Genomic DNA, 17,932 nt, shown 5'->3' on the forward strand with positions numbered 1-17,932 from the left:
ACCTCCTGCCTCATGGTTGGGCCGGGCGCGGGGCGGGCGCAGGCAGATGCAGAAGCTTCCATGCCGGCCCGGCGTCGCCGAGACCGTCAGCCGCCGTCCCAGACCACCAGGCCGTCCGGGCGCAGCCGGGCTCCCTCGGCGGTGGGGTGGGGATTGAGCCGGCCGTCGGGCATGAGGTGACGGACGGGTACGCTCCGGGCCAGCATCGTCACGTCGGCGATCAGCCGGCGGTGGCACCGCCACCAGACCGCCTCGCTGCACATCACCGAGACGGTGCCGGCACCCGCCTCCTCGATCAGGAGGTCGAGGGCGGTGCGGAACTCCGTCGTCCGGGTGTGTGCCGCGTAGGCGCGGAAGGCAGGCACGGTCCACCAGGTGTCGGGAGCCGCGCTGTCGGCCGGAAGGTGCCGCCGGCCACCCAGCCGCTCGTCCCACCGGTAGGCGATGCCCGACTCCGGCAGCCAGCGCTGCAACGCCTCCTGCCGCACGTCCGGGTTGCGGCGGCTGTTCGGAAACCGGCGTACGTCCACGACCGACCGGACGCCTGCCTCGGTCAGCAACTGCGTGAGCCGGGGACGGTCGGCGGACCCGTGGCCCACCGTCAGCAGGACCGGTGCGCGGTCGGTGCCCGTCGGCGGAGTCACCGCAGGGCCCGGCGAGGAATCGGGTCGGTCGCGGACGATGCGGACCAGGACAACGCCCTCACCCGTGCCACGCTACGCCGGGTACGCCCAGGGTGTGGGCGGGCCCGGCGTCGCGTGGGGATCAGGTGAAGTTGGCGCCGCCGTCGACCAGCAGCGACTGGCCGTTGAGGTAGGCGCCGTCGTCGGAGAAGAGGAACGCCACCATCGCGGCGAGGTCCTCCGGCCTCCCCAGCCGCGGCGAGCGTACGGTCGCGAGGATCTGGTCGCGCCACTCCTGTGTGGTGGCGTCGAGCGCGGCCCCGGTGAGGATCACGCCCGGCGACACCAGGTTGGTACGGACGCCGTGCTTGCCACCGAGCGTCGCGGTGTGCCGGGTGAGGCCGATCAGCCCGCTCTTGGCCGACTGGTAGGCGACATGTTCCGTCTCGCCCATCCAGACCGCACTCGACATGGTGTTGATGATCGAGCCACTGCCCTGTTTGATCATGATCGGCAGGGCGTGGCGGATGCCGTACATGTAGCCGGTGAGGGTGACGTCGATGGTGTGCTGCCAGACGTCGAGCGGCGACGAGATGACGTCGCCGTCTCGTCCGAAGGATCCTGCCGAGAGATCCGCGGCCACGTTGAACAGGCCGTGCAGGCCGCCGAAGCGGTCGGCGGTGAATTCGATCAAGCCTCGGTACGACTGCTCGTCGGTGATGTCGAAGCCTCGTGCCACGGCCGTGCCACCGGCGGCGGTGATCTCGTCGACCACGGTCTGGGCGGCGGCCTGGTGGAGATCCGCCGCGACGACCAGCATGCCTTCCTCGGCGAGGCGGATCGCGGTCGCGCCGCCGATGTTGCCCGGCGCCGCACCGGCGACGAGGGCGACCTTGCCCTTGAGTCCACGCATTGTCCTGTCCCTTCCCAATCGACTCACGGTGCGGTCCGTGACTGAAGGCCCTCCGGAGTGTCCTTGCTTCGCGAGGCAACCGTACCTATTAGTTCCTTCGTCAAGCAAGTATAGTGGGGGCATGTCCGCCGTCACAGGGAGCCCGACAGGCACCCCAGAAGTGATCAGACCCCTCGATCCGGACGAGGAGGCCGTCGTCCGGGAGCTCAATCGCGTCATCTACGCCCTGCCTCGCGCCATCGACGCCGACATGGTGCGCGAGCAGGGAGTCCCCGCCGTCGAGTACCTGACCCTGATGCACCTCTCCGAGGCCCCCGACCGGCGGTTGCGGATGAGCGAACTCGCCGCCGCCTGCGACATGTCGCTCAGCGGCATGAGCCGCGTCGTGCAGAAGCTGGAGAGCCAGGGGTACGTCCAGCGGGTCCGGTCCGAGCGGGACGCGCGCGGCTGGAACGCCGTCCTCACCGACGCCGGCTTCGCCCGCCTGGAGCAGGCCTGGCCCACGAGCCTGGCCGCCGTACGCCGGCACTTCCTCGACCACCTGGCCGGTCTGGACCTCAAGACGCTCGCCGCGGCCCTGCAGAAGGCCGCCACCTGAGGCGACGCCCCCGTGGATCAGCAGGTGTCGCCGGTGGCGTTCCGTTCGGCCAGATCGGCGAAGGGCAGGGGGCAGCAGGCGTTGCCGGCGCAGGCGACCAGGTCGTCGCAGCCGGCCGAGACGGCCGCGCGCAGGGTGTCCCGGATGACGGCCAGGTCCGCCAGCTTCCGTTCCACCTCGGCCAGCTTCTGGTGAGCGCGGGCCCGCAGGCCGTGCTCCGGGTGGCTGCCGTGGTGGTGCCGGCCGGTGTCGAGCAGCTCGGCGACCTCGTTGAGGGTGAAGCCCAGACGTTGCGCGGTCTTGATGACCCGCAGCAGGGTGACCGCCTCGGCGGGGTAGAGCCGGTGCCCGCCGGGTGACCGCTGCGGGGCGGTGAGCAGACCGCGGCGCTCGTAGTAGCGCAGCGTCTGCTGGTTGACCCCGGCGGCGTCGGCCAGTTGGCCGCTGCGCAGCCCGGTCGCGTTCATCGCTGATCCCGGGCAGCCGCAGCCCGGGCGGCCAGGGCATCGAGCACGTCGACCTGTGCCGCCGGCACCCGTACGTCCAAGGTCAGCGAGCCCGGGTCGGGCCGGGACAGGTGGAAGGCGAAGAACGAGCAGCAGGACGACTCGCGGTCGGTCAGATCCCGCGCCGCCTCCTCCACCCGCGCCGCGCCGTCGAGCCGCAACCGCAGGTGCTGCGGCGACAGCCGGTCGACACCCCGCACGGCATCGCTGAAGAACCGATCGAACTCGGCGAGCCGGAGCGGCCGGTCAGCCGTCGGCAGGGTGCAGGCATCCGGGACCCACCCAGCTGTCGTGATGCGGTGGTTGCTCATGCCCTCGACGGTAAGCCTGTACCCGGGTACCGGATGCAAGCCCGAGCCGGCGGGCGCGCCTATCGCGAGGTCGCGCGAAGCATCTCGACGACGAAGCGGTGGTCGTCCAGTTGCGGAAGTCCGGAGACGCCGAACCAGCCCACCACGCCGGTGCCGCGTACGCGCAGGGGCACCGCGCCGCCGGCGGCCGCGTACCGGGCGGCCGGCAGGCCGAACTTCTCGGTCAGGGTCACCTGCTGGTCCTGGCAGAGCCGCGTCATGTACAGCGACGAGTGCTCGAACCGCATCACCACCCGGCCCTTGCGCCGCAGCCACCCGTCGTTGTCCAGCGTCGAACCCGGCAGGCCGCAGTGGAACAACTGGCGCCCGGTGCGCCACACGCCCACCGAGACCGGCAGCCGGCGTTCCGTCGCGGCGGCGACCGCCCGCATCCCCAGCTCGTACGCGTCCGACTCGGACAGAGCCGGCAGTTCCAGCTCGCCCTCCTCGCGCAGCAACTCCTCGAGCGTCGGCCACGGGTCACGGTCGAGTGGCATACGTACCTCTTCCTCGTCGAGCGGCGGACCACGCCGGGTCTGGGTGACTCGCGAGAGCAGGTCGTTCAGGCCGTCTGTCCGTGCCTGCCGATTGTCGCAAACCCCCCGGCTCCTTCTCCTCGTCGGGGGAGAAGTCGGCCCGGCCGCGGGACAGATCAGGAGCACCAGCGCGCACCGCCGGAACGCCATGGCGGATCGCATCCGCATTGCCCCGCTTCGGGCGATGATGCGGATCCACGTCGCGGGGCGTACGGTGGGCATGTCGCCCGGGTCCCCGTCGGGGCCGCCAGGTGCTGTCACCACCGGCTCGCCAGAGGCGTGAGCGCTCGTCATCCGATCGCGACGGCGCGTTCGTCCTGCTGACTGATCACCGCCTCGCGGCCGTACCGGTCCCGGAACCTTCACGTCGCCGCGTACCACGACGGCCGGTCGTGGAAATTCGACCCGCAGTCCACCCCGCTGTCCGTGCGCATGACGTGCCGGACGGCTTTCACCAAGGAGTCACCTCATGATGATCGCCAGGCACCGGATCGTCAGCCTTCTTCGCGAGCGCGGCCAGCAGGTCAGGGCCGACTGGGTCGAGAAGGAACTACCGGAGCGGGTGAACCCTGCTCAGCACGTCGGGCTGCTCGCCACCCTGCGCCTCGACCCGGCCGATCTCGCCGACGCGCCCTCCCCGTGAGGACGGCGCCGCTCTGACCGGCCGCCTGGCGGACACCCCCGCCGCACCACGACGGTCGTTGAGCGCAGGTGACCGGCCCCGCTCGCCGCAGGGCTGGTCACCCGCGGGTCAGCAGCGTTCGCCGGTGAGGTGTGCGCGCAGGGTGGCCAGTGCCCGGGTGATGAGCCGGGAGACGTGCATCTGCGAGACGCCGATCTGCTCGGCGATCTGGCCCTGGGTGAGGTTGCCGTGAAAGCGCATGCTCAGGATCCGGCGTTCGCGTTCCGGCAGGGTGGCGAGGGCCGGCCCGAGGGCGACGCGCAACTCGACGACGTCGAAGTCGTGGTCGAGCGCGCCGAGGGTGTCACCGAGCTCCATGCTGCCGTCGGCGCCGGTCGGGGTGGACAAGGAGGTGGCGCGATAGGCGCGGGCCCCCTCCAGTCCTTCCAGGACCGTCTCCTCGGGCAGGTCGAGGTAGGTCGCGATGTCGGCCACGGTGGGGGAGCGGCCCAGAGTGTGGGTGAGGGTGCTGTTGGCCTCGGTGATCGACAGGCGCAGTTCCTGCAGGCGGCGGGGCACCCGTACGGCCCAGGTGCGGTCGCGGAAGTATCGCTTGATCTCGCCGATGACGGTCGGGATGGCGTACCCGGTGAAGTCGACGCCCCGGGTGGGATCGAAATGGTCGACGGCCTTGATGAGCCCGACCACGGCGGTCTGGGTCAGGTCATCGTCGGGCACGCCGCGTCCGGAGTAGCGGCGCGCCAGGTGGCGGGCGAGCGGCAACCACGCCTCGATGGCGCGTTCCCGCAGCGCCGGGCGGCTCGGGTCGCCGGCCGGGGTCGCGGCCATCGCGGCCAGGAGGCCATCCGCGCTGTCGGCGCCCTGCGCGCCGCTGCGCCGGCCGAAGCGGGTAGCGGTTGTCGGTTCGGTGGTGGTGACCATGGGTTGGCCTTCCGCACGTGCCCGTTGATCGGAACGACCGGAAGATCTCCGAACCGGCTGACGCCGGGGGCGCACGCACGGGCTGGTGCGCCGTCGCAAGGCCACGATCACGGGCCTCACCACCGCGTCATGTCGTTCACTAGGTGCGGGGAACGCTACCCGAAAGCCTGAACAATTACTAGCCGAAAGTATGAGGCGACGAGGGTGGCGTCAGGTTCGCCCAATCCGCCCCAGGCAGGTTCTGCCATGACTGACACTGAAGGTGAATCGGCGCGGCGGGTCGGTCGGACAGCCGACCGTCAGAAGGGAGTGCACCGTGACCTCCGGATCGATGAGCCAACGGATCAAGGGTCTGCTCAACAGCCCGAAGAGTCGTGATCTGGTCGGGCGTGGCCGCAGCCAAGCGGCAAAACCCGGCGTGCAGCGGACGCTTCAGCAGCTCATGGCCCGTCTGACCAGGCGGTCGGGTCGACGCCCCTGAGTCGGCGGGCGGACTGCAACCAGCGGGAGTGGCGATCGTGAGTGACACCAGCCTTGGCGCCGACCGCCAGCGGGGCAGTGCCTACGCCGAGCTGTCCCGGCAGGTCCGGGCGGCGGGTCTGCTCGAGCGGCGGCGGGGGCACTACAGCCTGCGGATCGGCCTCGTGGTCGGTTCCTTCCTCGGACTGTGGGGCCTGTTCTTCCAGCTCGGCGAATCGTGGTGGCAGTTGGCTGTCGCAGCGGCCCTCGCCGTGGTCTTCGCGCAGGCCGGGTTCGTCGGCCACGACGCCGGACACCGGCAGATAGCCCGTACCCGGCGCGGGAACGACCTGATCGGCATCCTGCACGGCAACCTGCTGACCGGCCTCAGCTACGGCTGGTGGGTGGAGAAGCACAACCGGCACCACGCCCATCCGAACACCGAGGGCAAGGACCCCGACATCACCGTGGCGCCCCTGTCCTTCACCCCTGGTCAGGCCCGGAGCCGGCGCGGCCTCGGTGCGCTGGTCGCGCGTCACCAGGCCTACCTGTTCTTCCCGCTGCTCCTGCTGGAAGGCCTGCACCTGCACGTCAACAGCGTCCGGGCAGTCTTCTTCGGCCGGCGCCGCATCCCACGTCGGCCTGCGGAAGCCGGACTACTGGCCCTGCACCTGAGCGGCTACCTCGCCGCCGTGTTCCTGGTGTTGAGCCCGGCGCAGGCGGTCGCGTTCATCGCGGTCAACCAGGGGCTCCTCGGCCTCTATCTCGGCTGCTCCTTCGCCCCCAACCACAAGGGCATGCCCATCCTCGATCCCGACGACAACGTCGACTACCTGCGCAGGCAGGTCCTGACCTCCCGCAACGTCCGCGGCGGGTTCTTCGTCGACGCCCTGCTCGGCGGTCTGAACCACCAGATCGAGCATCACCTGTTTCCCAGCATGCCGTGCCCCAACCTGCGCCGCGCCCGGCCGTTGGTCCGGCGGTTCTGCGCCGAGCACGACATCGACTACCACGAAACCACCCTGGGCAGCTCCTGGGCCGAGGCGCTGCGCCACCTGGACGACGTCGGATCCGGTGAGCCGCGGACGGACGTCGCGATGCGCTGAGCGCGGTGCCGCGGTGGAGCAACACGTGCCCGGCCCGGAAGCAGTACGCGGCGTCGTGGCGTACCCCGGATCACGAGCCGCCCGCGGCCGCCGGCGATCCTGCCCGGACGCGTCGGCTCAGTCGCGCTCGTCCGGGTCGGCGGCCCGCGGTGCGGTCGTCCGGACCGGCGTCACCGCGAACGGATGACGTAGCCGCCGCATCGCCTCAGCGCTGCCGTCGAAATTCGCCCTCGGGTCGTCGGGCCCGTCGGCGGTCGCCGTGGCGAGGAAGAGCGCCGGTTGCACATTGTCGTTCGATGTCATGCGGAGTCCTGTCTGCAGCAGAGGAGAAGATCGAGCCCCGGCAGATCCTGCCGGGCGAACTCGGGCCGAGCGCGGCGCGCGCAGTCGCGCCCGATCAGGGTGTCTCGATCTCGGGCGACCGCCCGGCGACACCGACACGCCTCACCATACCCGCCGTCGCCGCCGTGCGCCGCCGCGGCGGACCGCTCGCCCGGGTGCACCCCCGCACCGGCCTCACTCGCGCGGGAGGCTGAGTTCGAGCCGGGGAGAGGCGGTCAGTGCGTCGGCCCGGAGGAAGACCAGGTCGATCGCCGGCTCGGTGAACGTGACCGGGCCGGACGAGCCGGCGGCGAACCGCTCCGGGAGCGGCAGGTCCGGACCGAGTGTGACGGTGGCCCCGGAGAGCCGCCCGGCGAATCGGGTCGCGTAGAGGGCGACGTCGCCCTGCATCGTCAGACGGTCGGCGGTGAAGCGCATGGTTCGGCCCGACGGGCCGGGCGCGCGGAGGAGAACGTCGTCGGTGACCGCCTGGGTCATGCTGACCTTCAGCGCCCGCAACGTGCCGTCGGCGGTCAGCAGTTGGACGGTCCCCTCGACCCGGAGACCAGTCGCCGTCACCGTCGACCCGGTGAGCGTCGAGGTCCTCGCCGCCACCCAGGGCTGGCCGGGATCGGGGGCGATCAGCGGCGGTCTCAGGCTGCCCTGCCCGGGTCGGCCGGGCCGGGCGGGGCCGCAGCCGTTGCCGGGAGCGGTCGGTGCGGGGGTGGCCCGGGCGTCCGAGGTGTGCTCGGTCGGCACCGGGGCCGTGGGGGCGCATCCTTTCGCGGGGTCGGGAGCGGCCAGCAGGCCGGCGGCGCCGAGCAGACCGAGCAGGGCGGCGAAGAGCCGACGAGGCTGCCGGTGCAGCGGCGTCGTCTCCCGCTGTGCGGCTCGTGGGACGGTCCCCGGCCCATGGCTCTGCGGCGATGCGACCGCCGGGCGCCGGGCCACGCGAGGCGCGGTGTCGCCCCTACCCGACATCAGTTCCTGGACCAGGGCCGCCCGCCGGCCGGAGGCGTATCGTGCGGGGCACCGGCGTACCCCCGCTCACCTGCGGCTCCGGTGACGCCGTCCGGTCGGCGGTGGAGTCGTCCGGGCCGCCCTCACGCCCCACCGGCCGGTCGCCGGCCGAGTCGTCGACGGTGGGTGCGGCGGCGGGGACCCAGCCGGCGGCGAGCGAGCTTCCGAAGAGGCCGATCAGGGTGCCGACGAAGAAGCCGCCCAGGTTCACCCCGATCAGCGCGAAGAGCGCGGTGACCGCGGCGATCACCGCGTAGAAGACGCGGTGCTGCGGGCTGAACCAGATCAGCAGGCCGGAGGTCACCAGGACGGCGGGCACCAGCCAGGACAGGAATCCGGTCGGTCCCAGCTGGAAGGAGAGGCCCTCCAGCGACATCTGCGTGGTGCCGAAGATCTGCAGCCCGGCCAGCGCGGTGAGCAGGCCGCCCCAGTACGGCCGTTTCTGCTGCCACCGGCGGAAGCCGCGCCATGCCTCGCGGGGCGAACGCCGACGGGCATCGCGTTGCGGTTTCGTGCCTCTCACGTCTGCCTCCTGCCGGTGATGTCGAGGACCGGGACGGCGGTGCGGCTGCCACCCCGGCCCCCAGGGTCAGCTCAGAAGCACTCCTTGGCGGCCGCGCCGACGTTGACCTTCAGCTTCAGTCCGGTCAGGTTGAATCTGCCGGCCTGGGTGGAGCGGGCCACCTGGCGGAGGTTGGTGATCCGCACCGCGTCCGCCTGCTGGCCGAACGCCTTCGGGGCGCCTCTGGCGCCGTCCGGGCCGCGGTCGAGCGTGGACGCGTCCTGCCCGATGTTGATGTTCGTGAACTCGGCGTCGCCCTCCAGGGACTCCACATCGATCAACAGATCACTGGCCGTGGCGGGCCTGCCGCCGCTACCGGCTCGGATGGTGAGCACGACCGGCGCGCCCGGCACCTTGACCGACTGGCAGAGGTCGAAGAGTTGCGCCTCGCGGATGCCGGTGACGGCCACCGGATGTCTCGTGCCGTCGATCTCCTCGGCGACGCCCGGGTACTGGACGAATCCCTCGCCGCGCAACTCGGAGGCGGAGACCTTGAACGTCTGGCCGGAAACGGCGAAGGAGGCCGCAACGGCGCCGTTGGACATGCCGACGAGGATGACGCCGGCAAGGGCGGTCGCGGGCAGCATCAGCGCGAAAAAGCGCCGCCAGCGGGTGTGGCTTCTCTTTCCGGACGCATTGTGCACGGTTTCCCTCCGTATTGTTGTCGCGCAGCGACCAAACGGATGTGATAGCCCGTGCTCTGCCCCGCGGTGCGTTTCCGGCAAATGATCGATCAATGTGCTCGAAAACAGCGCAGCGCTCAGGCGCAGGCCATGAAACTCGGCTGCCCAACGCTAACACGTCGGGTGCCCTGAGCAGCCTTCATGTTCCGCAACGCGGGGCTGCCCCGAACTGCCCGGCGGCGGCCGATCGGAGGAAGGCACCCTCCCGGCCGATACATCCGGTCGGCCGTCGGCACAACGGCCTGCGCCGGGATTCCGATTCTGCGAAACAGCCGCCGAAAGTGCTGCTGACGGAGTAGCGTCTGCCGTTTTCGCCGGCCGCCCGGGGGTAACCGTCACCCGACCGCCGAGAGGGCGGCCGCGAAACAAGCCCGGGCAGCCGGGAACTTCGAGACGTCCGCGCACACCGACCTGAGCCGGACGATCTCCTACCCGCCGTGCTTGCGCCTCCGGTCCGCGAGGAGGCGCCAACCGATGGGAGCTTTCACGATGAACTCACAGCGCCGTACGAGGATTGTGTCCCTTGCTGGTCTCGTCGCCACCGGTGGCTTTCTCGCCGGACCGACGACCGCTGCCCAGGCCGCGCCCGCCGAGAGCAGGCAGGTGGCCGTCGTACAGCCGGCGCCTCCTGACGGCGAGCGGGTCCTGGAGCACGAATACCAGCCCCAGCGGACCGAGTACTACTGTGCCCCGGCCGCGACCCGGATCGCGCTGTCGACCCAGGACAAGGACCTCAGTCAGAAGCAGGTCGCCGAGAAGCTCGGCACCACCAGGGCCGGCACCGACTCGGCCGACGACACGACCCGGGTGCTCAACGAGCTGACCGGTGGTGGCTACGAGACCACCGAGATCACCGGCGCCACCGCCAACCCCGGGCAGGTCAACGAGCTTCGTGCGGACGTCGTCGAGGCGGTCGACACCCGGCGCGGCGTGGTGGCCAACACCCTGGGCACCGCGGTCGACACCGACGGCGAGCGGCACTCGTTCCCGGGTGGGCACTACGTGAGCATCGTCGGCTACCGCGACGGTGGCGAGAGCCTGAAGATCGCAGACCCGTACGACCCGGAGAAGCACTACTGGATGCGCAGCGACGAGGTGGCCGACTGGATCGCCCAGCGCGGTTACTCGAGCTGACGCCGACCCGCGACAGGCGGCTGGCCGGTTCCGGGAAGGGGCCGGCCAGCGGTCTTCCGGCCACATCGCGGCCGCCGTCCGAGCAGGGCGGGGCGGCGAGGGTCGCTGCCGGCGGATTCATCCGGGCCGGGTGAGGTCCGTTCACCCAGCCGCGTTCCAAGATCGAGAAGACCGTGCAAAGTCCGATGCGCTCGGAAGGGATGGGTCCCAATGATGCGAGAAGGCAATGGGGACCAGACTGAGCCCGACCGTCCCCCCGACCGTGCCGAGTTTCGCGGACGTGCTCCGGTAGCAGCGCGGAAGGCGGGCACGCCGCCGCAGGACCAGGTGGTCGAGTGGCGTCGGCGTGCGTTGAACCAACAGCTGCCGGCCGCCGGGTTTCCGGCCGGGTCCGGTGTGCCGTCCATGCTCTACCTGTGGGCGGCCATGTTCCTGGCGGCGGCCATCGTGCTGGGGTTCGCGATCAACCACGAACGCGGGGTTCCGCCGGCCGTGGTCGATTCGCAGCGGGACAACGTCTCGAAGGTCGCGACCAGCACGCGCATGACCATCCAGCACTCGGTGGAGGACCTGGACCAGCGCGTCGCCGGGCGCGCACCGGGGACGCCCGATCCCGAGCTGCTGAAACAGGTCATCGGGGACGGGACGACCTGGAGCGGTGCGGTGATCATGGAGACGGCCAGCCGCCGTCCCCTGGCGAAGCAGGGACCGGAACTGCCCCTGCAACTGCTGCCGCCCACGCTGCCCGAGAACGTCTTCCCCATCAGCACGCCGGAGGGCCCCGTGCTGGTCCGCAGCATCGGACTGGACAGCACCCGGACCCTGCTGGCGATTCAACCGCTGACCGTGGACGAGCTGCGGCTCAGTCCCGACGCCCGGCACGGGGTCTTCGCCATCACGCCGGACGGCAGGAGCACCCTCGTACAGGGGGTCAGCGCGGTCGACAAGGTCCATCTGCCGACGGTGTTCCACGGCTTCGCCGGGTCCGACAAGAGCCAGGGCCACCCGGTCCGGGTGACCGAATGGTCGGGCCGGCAGCTGGTCGTCTCCGCGGCCCCGGTGGGCAACACCGGGGTCACCCTGGCGAGCATGATCGTCGCGGAGGAGACCGGCGGAACCTCCCCCGCCAGGGGTGTCCTGATCGGCCTGACGCTGCTGGCGATGGCGGTGCCGAGCTTCCTGCTGATGCGGCTCGCGCTGGTCGGCCCCGTGCGGTCGCTGCTGAAACAGGCCAAGGCCAACGCGTGCGGCGAGCCCTGCAGCAAGCGGCGACCGCTGCGCGTGGCGGAGGCGCACCGGATCGCCCGGGCGCTGGCCTCCACCTCCGCCGACCCCACGACTCCCACCGCCCCACGCCGGTGGTGGCGGTGGCAGTGGCGCCCGAGCGTCACCCAGGGCCTGGCCCTCGCCACCGTGCTGGCTCTGGTCTGGCCCACCGCGGCGGTGGCCGCCACCCTGCGCGCCCCGGAGCCGTCGATCCCGGAGCAGCTCGTCCGGGACGAGGAGAGCCGGGCGGAGGCGGCGAGCAACCTGATGGGCAAGGCGTTGAACAACGGCCTGCAGACGGTGCTGCGCATCTCCCAGGCGGCGGAGACCAACGACCCCGCTCGGATGACTCCGCTGCTGGAGCAGGAACTGGCGGACAAGCAGCGGTTCCGCAGCTTGTACCTGGTCGACCCCAACGGCTCCGTGGTGAGCTCGGCGGGGCGCGAGCCGATCCGGAACGAGCCGCTGCGGGGTGAGTCCGGCATCGACCTGGACGACAAGACCTCCCGGGTGCCGGTGGTGTACGCCTTCCGGGTCGGCCCCAACGGGGTCGCCACGGTCGGCGAGTACAGCATCGACTACCTGCTGGAGATGCTCCGTGAGGTGGACGGGCAGGCCCGTATCGTCGACGAGGAGCTGCGGACGGTCTTCGACTCGGAGGGCTTCCGGGCGTTCCAGGAGCTGCAGGGGAGCGCGCGGGGAGCCGCGGCCGAGGCCCTCAAGGGCGGCACGGTCGGACGGGCGACGGCGCCCGACGGCACCCCGACCCTGATCGCGGCGGCCGGCCTGAGCAAGCCGCACACGGTCACCCCGTTGAAGTGGTCGCTCGTGGTGGAGCAGGACCTCAACGGTCTTCGCCTGCCGGCGAGTGACGGCCGACGGTGGACCCTGCTGGTCGCCGGCCTGACCGGAGGTGCCGTGCTGCTCACCGCGGTGTGGCAGTACTACGTCTTCGCGCGGCCGCTGCGGCGGCTGGCGGGGGAGGCCGACCAGATCAGCAGTGGCTCCGCCGGCGTGCCGATCCCGCCCCAGCGGCACGACGACATCGGTGCCCTGGCCATGTGCCTGGAGGTCTGTCGTCAGGCCCAGCACACCGGGTCCAGCCGGTTGGGTGGTGCGACCCGACTGCGCGGCAGCGAGGAGGACCCCACTGTCGTGCTCCCCACCGCACCGGGCGGAGCGGATGCCGGTCGGACCGCGCCGACGCGCGGCGGTCAGCTCTACCGGTCCGGCGCCGATCGAGATGAAAGGGGTTGACGTGGGCTACCTCTACATCGTCTTCGTCCTCTGCTGTGTCGCCCTGCTGGTCGCCGGAGTGATCGAACAGCGCAACCACTTCCGCAACCTGAGCAGGATCCCGAACCGGGTGCTGGTCAACGGCATCCGCGGCAAGAGTTCGATCACGCGGCTCTGCGCCGGAGCGTTGCGCGGAGGTGGCCGGGTGGTGGTGGCCAAGACCACCGGTACCGCCGCCCGGTTCATCTTCCCCGACGCCAGCGAGGAGCCGGTCTACCGCAAGTTCGGCATCGCGAACGTGGCGGAGCAGATCGGCATCGTGCGGCGGGCCGCCGCGTACCACCCGGACGCCCTGGTCATCGAGTGCATGGCGGTGATGCCGGCGTTGCAGGAGTGCAACCAGAGCAAGCTGATTCAGTCGAACATCGGGGTGCTGTGCAACGTCCGCGAGGACCATCTCGCCGAAATGGGTCCCACGCTGGACGACGTGGCCCGCTCCCTGAGCCGCTCCATGCCGGAGGGGGGCGTCTGCATCACCGCGGAACAGGACCGGCTGGCGATCCTGCAGGAAGAGGCGGACCGGCGTAACTGCCGGCTCATCCCGGTCGACCCGGAGTCGGTCACCGACCAGGAGATGGACGGCTTCGGCTGGATCACCTTCAAGGAGAACGTGGCCATCGCGCTCGCGGTCGCCGAGCAACTGGGCGTCGACCGGCACAGCGCCCTCAAGGGCATGTGGGAGGCGCCGCCGGACCCGGGTGCGCTCTCCGTGGCACGGGTGCTGCAGGGCGACAAGCGGCTGCGGTTCGCCAACATCTTCGCCGCCAACGATCCGGAGTCCACCCTGATGAACATCAAGCAGCTGGAGGACCAGCGCCTGATCACCCGTCCGCTGACCATGGTGATCAACTGCCGGCCCGACCGGGTCGAGCGCAACGGTCAGATGGGCGAGCTGACCGCCCGGGTGCAACCGGAGAAGCTCGTCCTGATCGGCGAGCTGACCAAGAGCGCGCGGTCGACCGTGCCCGCGGACCTCCAGGACCGGATCGTCGATCTGGGCGGCAAGCTTCCCTCGGAGGAACTGCTGGCGGGCGTGACGGCGGCGGCGCCGGACGAGTCGTCGATCGTCGCCGTCGGGAACATCCACGGGCAGGGCGAGGTGCTGCTCCACGAGCTCGCGACGCTGCCCAGCTGGACCTGCGAGGACGGCTCCGAGGCCGGCTCGATGCTTCGTACGCCGACCGGAGAAAGGATCCGATGATGACATTCGGCGGGGAACTCAGCGCACAGCTGGCCACGGCGAGCCTCGGCATCGGCCTGGTGTTCGCCCTGCTGTGCTACCTGACCACCAACCTCTCGCCCGGCGGAATGATCACGCCCGGGTGGATCGCCCTGACGCTGATCGAGGACCAGCTCCAGGCCCTGATCATCGCGGGGATGACGATATTGACGTACCTGCTCACCCGGGTGATGCAACGGGTGGTGATCCTCTACGGAAAGCGGCTGTTCGCGGCGATCGTGCTGCTCAGCGTCCTGCTCCAGCTGACCCTGTTCGTCATCGTCCAGCGCGACCTTCCGCTGCTGTTCGCCCACCAGACCCTGGGCTTCGTCATCCCCGGTCTGATCGCCTACCAGCTGGTGCGGCAGCCGCCGAAGGCCACGATCCTGGCGACGGTCATCGTCACCGGGATCACCTTCGGGGTGGCGTACAGCGGCGTCGTCGCCGGTTTCGTGCCGGTCACCTGACCGCCCGGACCGAGCCGCGAAAGGAGATAACGGGCATGATCAAGCGGACGTACCTTCGCAGACCGACCGTCCTACTGACCATGGTGGGGTTCGCCCTGCTGATCGTGGCGAGCACGATCACCTACGTCGTGCTGCGACCGTCTCCGGAGGACCAGCCGGTGCTGACCCTGGGCGGGGCGCAGGGCTCCGACGGCCAGGTGCTCGGCGCGTCGGGCTACACCTACCAGCGCTCCACCGCACCGGATCGTACGGAGATCATCGACTCCACCGGGCAGCCCGTCGCGATCATGACCGACGGCGCGCGGACGGTGCACGTCTACGGGCCGAAGCGGACCTTCGAGGAGCCCCGCTACACCGCCTCGAAGGTCGAGACGGACATGTGGGTGCGGCTGGCGCCCCAGCCCTGGCGCCCCGGCGCGGAGAAGGAGAAGTGGTTCACCGACTGGCTGTCGGCGGCGCGCCACGACCGCTCACCGGACATCCTGTCGATCTCGATGGAGTACGTCGAGGGTGCGCCGGTGAAGACCAACAACCAGGGGCAGCAGTACTCGGGTGACGCCTCGTTCGGGCCGCTGGACCCGCTGGACCCGGACGGCCGGGCCGAGCGCTCCGACTTCTACGACTACCTGGGCACGCCCTTCACCTTCCTGGACGGGAAGATCGGTCAGCCCGAGCCGGCGCGCCTGCTGGCGCTCGACTGCTCGGGGTACCTGCGGATGGTCTACGGTCACCGGCTCGGCTATCCGCTGCGCGGCACGAACACGCCCGGTGAGGGACTGCCGCGGCGCGCGTACGCGATGGCCGAGCTGGGCCCGGGGGTCCAGCTGATGCCCAACTCCGGGCACCGGGCCCGCGGCCTCGACCGGCTGCTCCCGGGGGACCTGCTGTTCTTCAACGCGGGACCGGTCATGGACGGCCACATCGAGCACTCCGGCATCTACCTCGGTATCGACGACAGTGGTCACCACCGGTTCGTCTCCAGCCGGTCGCAGGCGGACGGCCCGACGATGGGCGACCTGGCCGGCGAGTCGATCCTGGACGGTGCCGGGTACTGGGCGGAGCGCTGGCGCACCGCCCGCCGGGTCTGACCCGGATCCACCTGCGATGAGGGGATGAAACGCTCGGCCGGGCAAGCCCGGCCGAGCGTTTCCGTCCGCCGGCGGCCTCAGCGCCCGACGGCGGCGCCGTCCCGGCGGGTGTCCGCCGCCCCGCGGAGCCGGTCGCCCCGCACCTCGATGGCGGTGAGACCGCTGTCCAGCGCGACGACCCGCGGGCAGGGATGGTCGCGGGCCATCAGGGCGGCCACCTGGGTGGCGATCCGCCGTCCCGCCTCGACCTCCGACGGTGCGCCGCGCCGCCCGTCACACCGGCGGGTGATGTCCTGGCCGCTGTAGTGCCCCTGCTCGATCGCCTGCGCCGGGCCCATGCCGTCGACCACGATCCCGACCAGCGCCTGGACCACGTAGTCGGGGATGTGGGAACCGCCGGCGGCGCCGATCACGAGCCGCAGCTCCCGTGCGTCGACGTCGAGCACGAGCGTGGGCGCCATCGACGCGGTCGGCCGCTTCTTCGGCTGCATCACGTTCACCGGTTTGCCGGGTGAGACCGACTCCGTGTCGGTGAAGTTGTTCATCGCGTTGTTGAGGATGATGCCGCGCGCCTCCAGGTGTGACCCGAAGTGGCTGTTGTTCGTGGTCGTCATGGAGATGGCGTCGCCGGCGGCGTCGACGATGCTGACGTTGCTCGTCGGGTCGCCGACGTCGACGGTGGCGGGCTGGTCGGACACCGAGGGCGCCGGCGGAAGCACACCTTGCGGGTCGCCCGGTTCCAGCCGCTGGATCGCCTTGTCCGGGGAGTAGAGCGAGAAGCGCTGGTCCAGGTACGGGCCCTGGAGCAGCCCCTCGACCGGCACCCCGTTGAACTCGGGGTCACCGATGTAGGCGCGGCGGTCGAAGTTGGCCAGGCGGCTGGCCTCGATGGAGAGGTGGATGCGGTCCGTCGAGTTCGGATCCGTCCGGCCGACCTGGCCGCGTTCGAGTATCCCGAGCATCTCCAGCACCGCCACTCCGCCGAAGGCGGGCGGCGGCGAGGTGCACACGTTGACGCTGAACACCCGGCGGCACACCTCGGTGCGCTCGACGGCGGCGTACTCCGCGAAGTCCTGCGGGGTCATCAGGCTCGGGATCACCACCGGGCCCGCGGTGTTGCCCTTCAGCTTGATGTCACCCTTGGCCGCGTGCTGCACGATCGCCGGTGCGATCGTCCCGTTCGGGTCGTAGAACGCCCGCGCGCCCCCGTCCCGCACCTCGCGCAGCACCTGGGCGATGTCCGGGTTGCGGATCGTCGTGCCCACCGACTTCGGCTCGTCCCCGTTGCAGTAACGGGGGCGCAGGTCCGGATAGTTGCAGCGTTTCCGTCCGTTGAAGCGCTCCGTGAAACCCTCGTGCAGATTGGCCGACATCGGGAACCCGTCGGCGGCGAGCCGGATGGCGTCGTCGAAGAGCTGGTTCCACTCGAGCTCGCCGTACAGGTCGTGCACGTCCGCGAGCACCCGCAGCGTCCCGGGAACCCCGAAGGACCGTCCGGTGGCCGAGGCGGCGTTCGGGAAGCGGTCGGTCCGCAGCGCCTTGCGCTCCGGCTCGGTCGGGGTCCGCAGGTTCTCGGTGACGTTCTGCGGAGCCCGGGCCATGCCGTCGAAGAAGCGGACGTCGTGCTTACTGGCGTCCCAGTAGTTGATGAGCGTGCCGCCGGCGAGCCCGGAGGCGTGCGGCTCGACCACGGCGAGGACGGCCTGCACCGCTACCGCCGCATCCGCCGCACGGCCACCCTTGGCGAGGATCCGGCAGCCCGCCTCGGTGGCGAGCGGGTGGGCGGACGCCACCATGAACTTCGTCCCGAGCGCGTCCTCCTCCCGGCCGCTCTGCGGATTCGCGCAGGCGTCAGCACGCTTGGTGACCGTCTCTGCTCCCCTCGGAAGCGTCAGGGCTGCCAGGAAGAGCGTCAGCACCAGGGCGGCGAACACATAGCGCAGCTTGCGTGCGGACATGCGACAGACCTTTCGGGTGCCGTGCGACACGGAGCGTCGAGCCGGCCCGGCTGGGCGGTGGCCGGCTCCCCGGCCCCGTCGGACATGTCTCGACATCGGCATCATGGGTGCCGCTCGGGCGTCGGCGCAGGGCATCGGAGGAAGTCGGGGCCGGCGTGACGCAAGCGCCGACCGTGACAGTCGCAGAACCGCCCGGACCCGGTGTCCGGGCCGGTCACGTGCAGGAAGGTGCGGGAAGAGCCGGGAGGCCGTGAAGGTGACGA

At 70.9% G+C, this 17,932-nt stretch carries 19 protein-coding genes; 8 read left to right on the forward strand and 11 right to left on the reverse strand.

The window, feature by feature from the left end:
* Positions 1–86: 86 nt before the first annotated feature.
* Positions 87–644, reverse strand: a complete 558-nt coding sequence (locus ACSNN7_RS00130) for a DUF488 domain-containing protein (RefSeq protein WP_436678412.1) — start codon at positions 642–644, stop codon at positions 87–89.
* Between the two features lie 121 nt (positions 645–765).
* Positions 766–1,536 (reverse strand): SDR family NAD(P)-dependent oxidoreductase, encoded by a 771-nt coding sequence (locus tag ACSNN7_RS00135; RefSeq protein ID WP_436678413.1) that lies wholly within the window; start codon positions 1,534–1,536, stop codon positions 766–768.
* A gap of 160 nt (positions 1,537–1,696) precedes the next feature.
* On the opposite strand from ACSNN7_RS00135, the gene ACSNN7_RS00140 reads away from it, so the two are divergent.
* The gene (locus ACSNN7_RS00140; RefSeq protein WP_436678414.1) at positions 1,697–2,134 is read left to right on the forward strand and encodes a MarR family winged helix-turn-helix transcriptional regulator; all 438 of its coding nucleotides are present in this window, start codon (positions 1,697–1,699) and stop codon (positions 2,132–2,134) included.
* Positions 2,135–2,151: 17 nt separating this feature from the next.
* On the opposite strand, the gene ACSNN7_RS00145 is transcribed toward ACSNN7_RS00140, so the two are convergent.
* Genes ACSNN7_RS00145 through ACSNN7_RS00155 form a run of 3 tightly spaced genes read right to left on the reverse strand, consistent with a single transcriptional unit; the run spans position 2,152 to position 3,487 of the window.
* Complete coding sequence (locus ACSNN7_RS00145) at positions 2,152–2,601, reverse strand: MerR family transcriptional regulator (RefSeq protein ID WP_436678415.1); 450 nt, start codon at positions 2,599–2,601, stop codon at positions 2,152–2,154.
* Positions 2,598–2,951 carry a hypothetical protein gene (locus tag ACSNN7_RS00150; RefSeq protein ID WP_436678416.1) on the reverse strand — a complete coding sequence of 118 codons (354 nt, stop codon included), beginning with the start codon at positions 2,949–2,951 and terminating at the stop codon, positions 2,598–2,600. Before ACSNN7_RS00150 ends, ACSNN7_RS00145 begins: the two co-directional genes overlap by 4 nt.
* Before the next feature lie 59 nt (positions 2,952–3,010).
* Complete coding sequence (locus ACSNN7_RS00155; RefSeq protein WP_436678417.1) at positions 3,011–3,487, reverse strand: heme-degrading domain-containing protein; 477 nt, start codon at positions 3,485–3,487, stop codon at positions 3,011–3,013.
* A 508-nt stretch (positions 3,488–3,995) separates the two neighbouring features.
* Here ACSNN7_RS00155 and ACSNN7_RS00160 point away from each other — a divergent pair.
* Entirely contained in the window at positions 3,996–4,169 is a 174-nt protein-coding gene (locus ACSNN7_RS00160) for a hypothetical protein (RefSeq protein WP_436678418.1), read from the forward strand.
* Between the two features lie 108 nt (positions 4,170–4,277).
* Here the strand turns inward: ACSNN7_RS00160 and ACSNN7_RS00165 are convergent, their stop codons facing one another.
* Positions 4,278–5,090 carry a SigB/SigF/SigG family RNA polymerase sigma factor gene (locus tag ACSNN7_RS00165; RefSeq protein WP_436678419.1) on the reverse strand — a complete coding sequence of 271 codons (813 nt, stop codon included), beginning with the start codon at positions 5,088–5,090 and terminating at the stop codon, positions 4,278–4,280.
* 515 nt (positions 5,091–5,605) lie between these two features.
* On the opposite strand from ACSNN7_RS00165, the gene ACSNN7_RS00170 reads away from it, so the two are divergent.
* Positions 5,606–6,655, forward strand: coding sequence for a fatty acid desaturase family protein (locus ACSNN7_RS00170; protein WP_436678502.1), 1,050 nt, complete (start codon positions 5,606–5,608; stop codon positions 6,653–6,655).
* 117 nt (positions 6,656–6,772) lie between these two features.
* Here the strand turns inward: ACSNN7_RS00170 and ACSNN7_RS00175 are convergent, their stop codons facing one another.
* From ACSNN7_RS00175 to ACSNN7_RS00190, 4 genes are all read right to left on the reverse strand, one after another.
* Positions 6,773–6,958 (reverse strand): hypothetical protein, encoded by a 186-nt coding sequence (locus tag ACSNN7_RS00175; protein ID WP_436678420.1) that lies wholly within the window; start codon positions 6,956–6,958, stop codon positions 6,773–6,775.
* A gap of 213 nt (positions 6,959–7,171) precedes the next feature.
* Entirely contained in the window at positions 7,172–7,927 is a 756-nt protein-coding gene (locus ACSNN7_RS00180; protein ID WP_436678421.1) for a hypothetical protein, read from the reverse strand.
* 19 nt (positions 7,928–7,946) lie between these two features.
* Positions 7,947–8,519: a DUF6114 domain-containing protein gene (locus tag ACSNN7_RS00185; protein WP_436678422.1), complete on the reverse strand. Its 573-nt coding sequence runs from the start codon at positions 8,517–8,519 to the stop codon at positions 7,947–7,949.
* A 71-nt stretch (positions 8,520–8,590) separates the two neighbouring features.
* Positions 8,591–9,145: a DUF6230 family protein gene (locus ACSNN7_RS00190; RefSeq protein ID WP_436678503.1), complete on the reverse strand. Its 555-nt coding sequence runs from the start codon at positions 9,143–9,145 to the stop codon at positions 8,591–8,593.
* Positions 9,146–9,730: 585 nt separating this feature from the next.
* On the opposite strand from ACSNN7_RS00190, the gene ACSNN7_RS00195 reads away from it, so the two are divergent.
* The 5 genes from ACSNN7_RS00195 (at position 9,731) to ACSNN7_RS00215 (ending at position 15,711) form a co-directional block, all read left to right on the forward strand.
* On the forward strand, positions 9,731–10,375 hold the full coding sequence (locus ACSNN7_RS00195; RefSeq protein ID WP_436678423.1) for a C39 family peptidase: 645 nt from the start codon (positions 9,731–9,733) through the stop codon (positions 10,373–10,375).
* A gap of 405 nt (positions 10,376–10,780) precedes the next feature.
* The gene (locus ACSNN7_RS00200; protein WP_436678424.1) at positions 10,781–12,898 is read left to right on the forward strand and encodes a HAMP domain-containing protein; all 2,118 of its coding nucleotides are present in this window, start codon (positions 10,781–10,783) and stop codon (positions 12,896–12,898) included.
* A 1-nt stretch (position 12,899) separates the two neighbouring features.
* The gene (gene pgsB, locus ACSNN7_RS00205) at positions 12,900–14,138 is read left to right on the forward strand and encodes a poly-gamma-glutamate synthase PgsB (RefSeq protein ID WP_436678425.1); all 1,239 of its coding nucleotides are present in this window, start codon (positions 12,900–12,902) and stop codon (positions 14,136–14,138) included.
* Entirely contained in the window at positions 14,138–14,623 is a 486-nt protein-coding gene (locus ACSNN7_RS00210; RefSeq protein WP_436678426.1) for a poly-gamma-glutamate biosynthesis protein PgsC/CapC, read from the forward strand. The genes pgsB and ACSNN7_RS00210 overlap by 1 nt, the downstream gene beginning before the upstream one ends.
* Before the next feature lie 35 nt (positions 14,624–14,658).
* Positions 14,659–15,711 (forward strand): NlpC/P60 family protein, encoded by a 1,053-nt coding sequence (locus tag ACSNN7_RS00215; protein ID WP_436678427.1) that lies wholly within the window; start codon positions 14,659–14,661, stop codon positions 15,709–15,711.
* 77 nt (positions 15,712–15,788) lie between these two features.
* On the opposite strand, the gene ACSNN7_RS00220 is transcribed toward ACSNN7_RS00215, so the two are convergent.
* Positions 15,789–17,669 (reverse strand): gamma-glutamyltransferase family protein, encoded by a 1,881-nt coding sequence (locus ACSNN7_RS00220; protein ID WP_436678428.1) that lies wholly within the window; start codon positions 17,667–17,669, stop codon positions 15,789–15,791.
* Positions 17,670–17,932: the final 263 nt, after the last annotated feature.

This window comes from Micromonospora sp. URMC 105, assembly GCF_051386295.1.
Lineage (GTDB): Bacteria > Actinomycetota > Actinomycetes > Mycobacteriales > Micromonosporaceae > Micromonospora.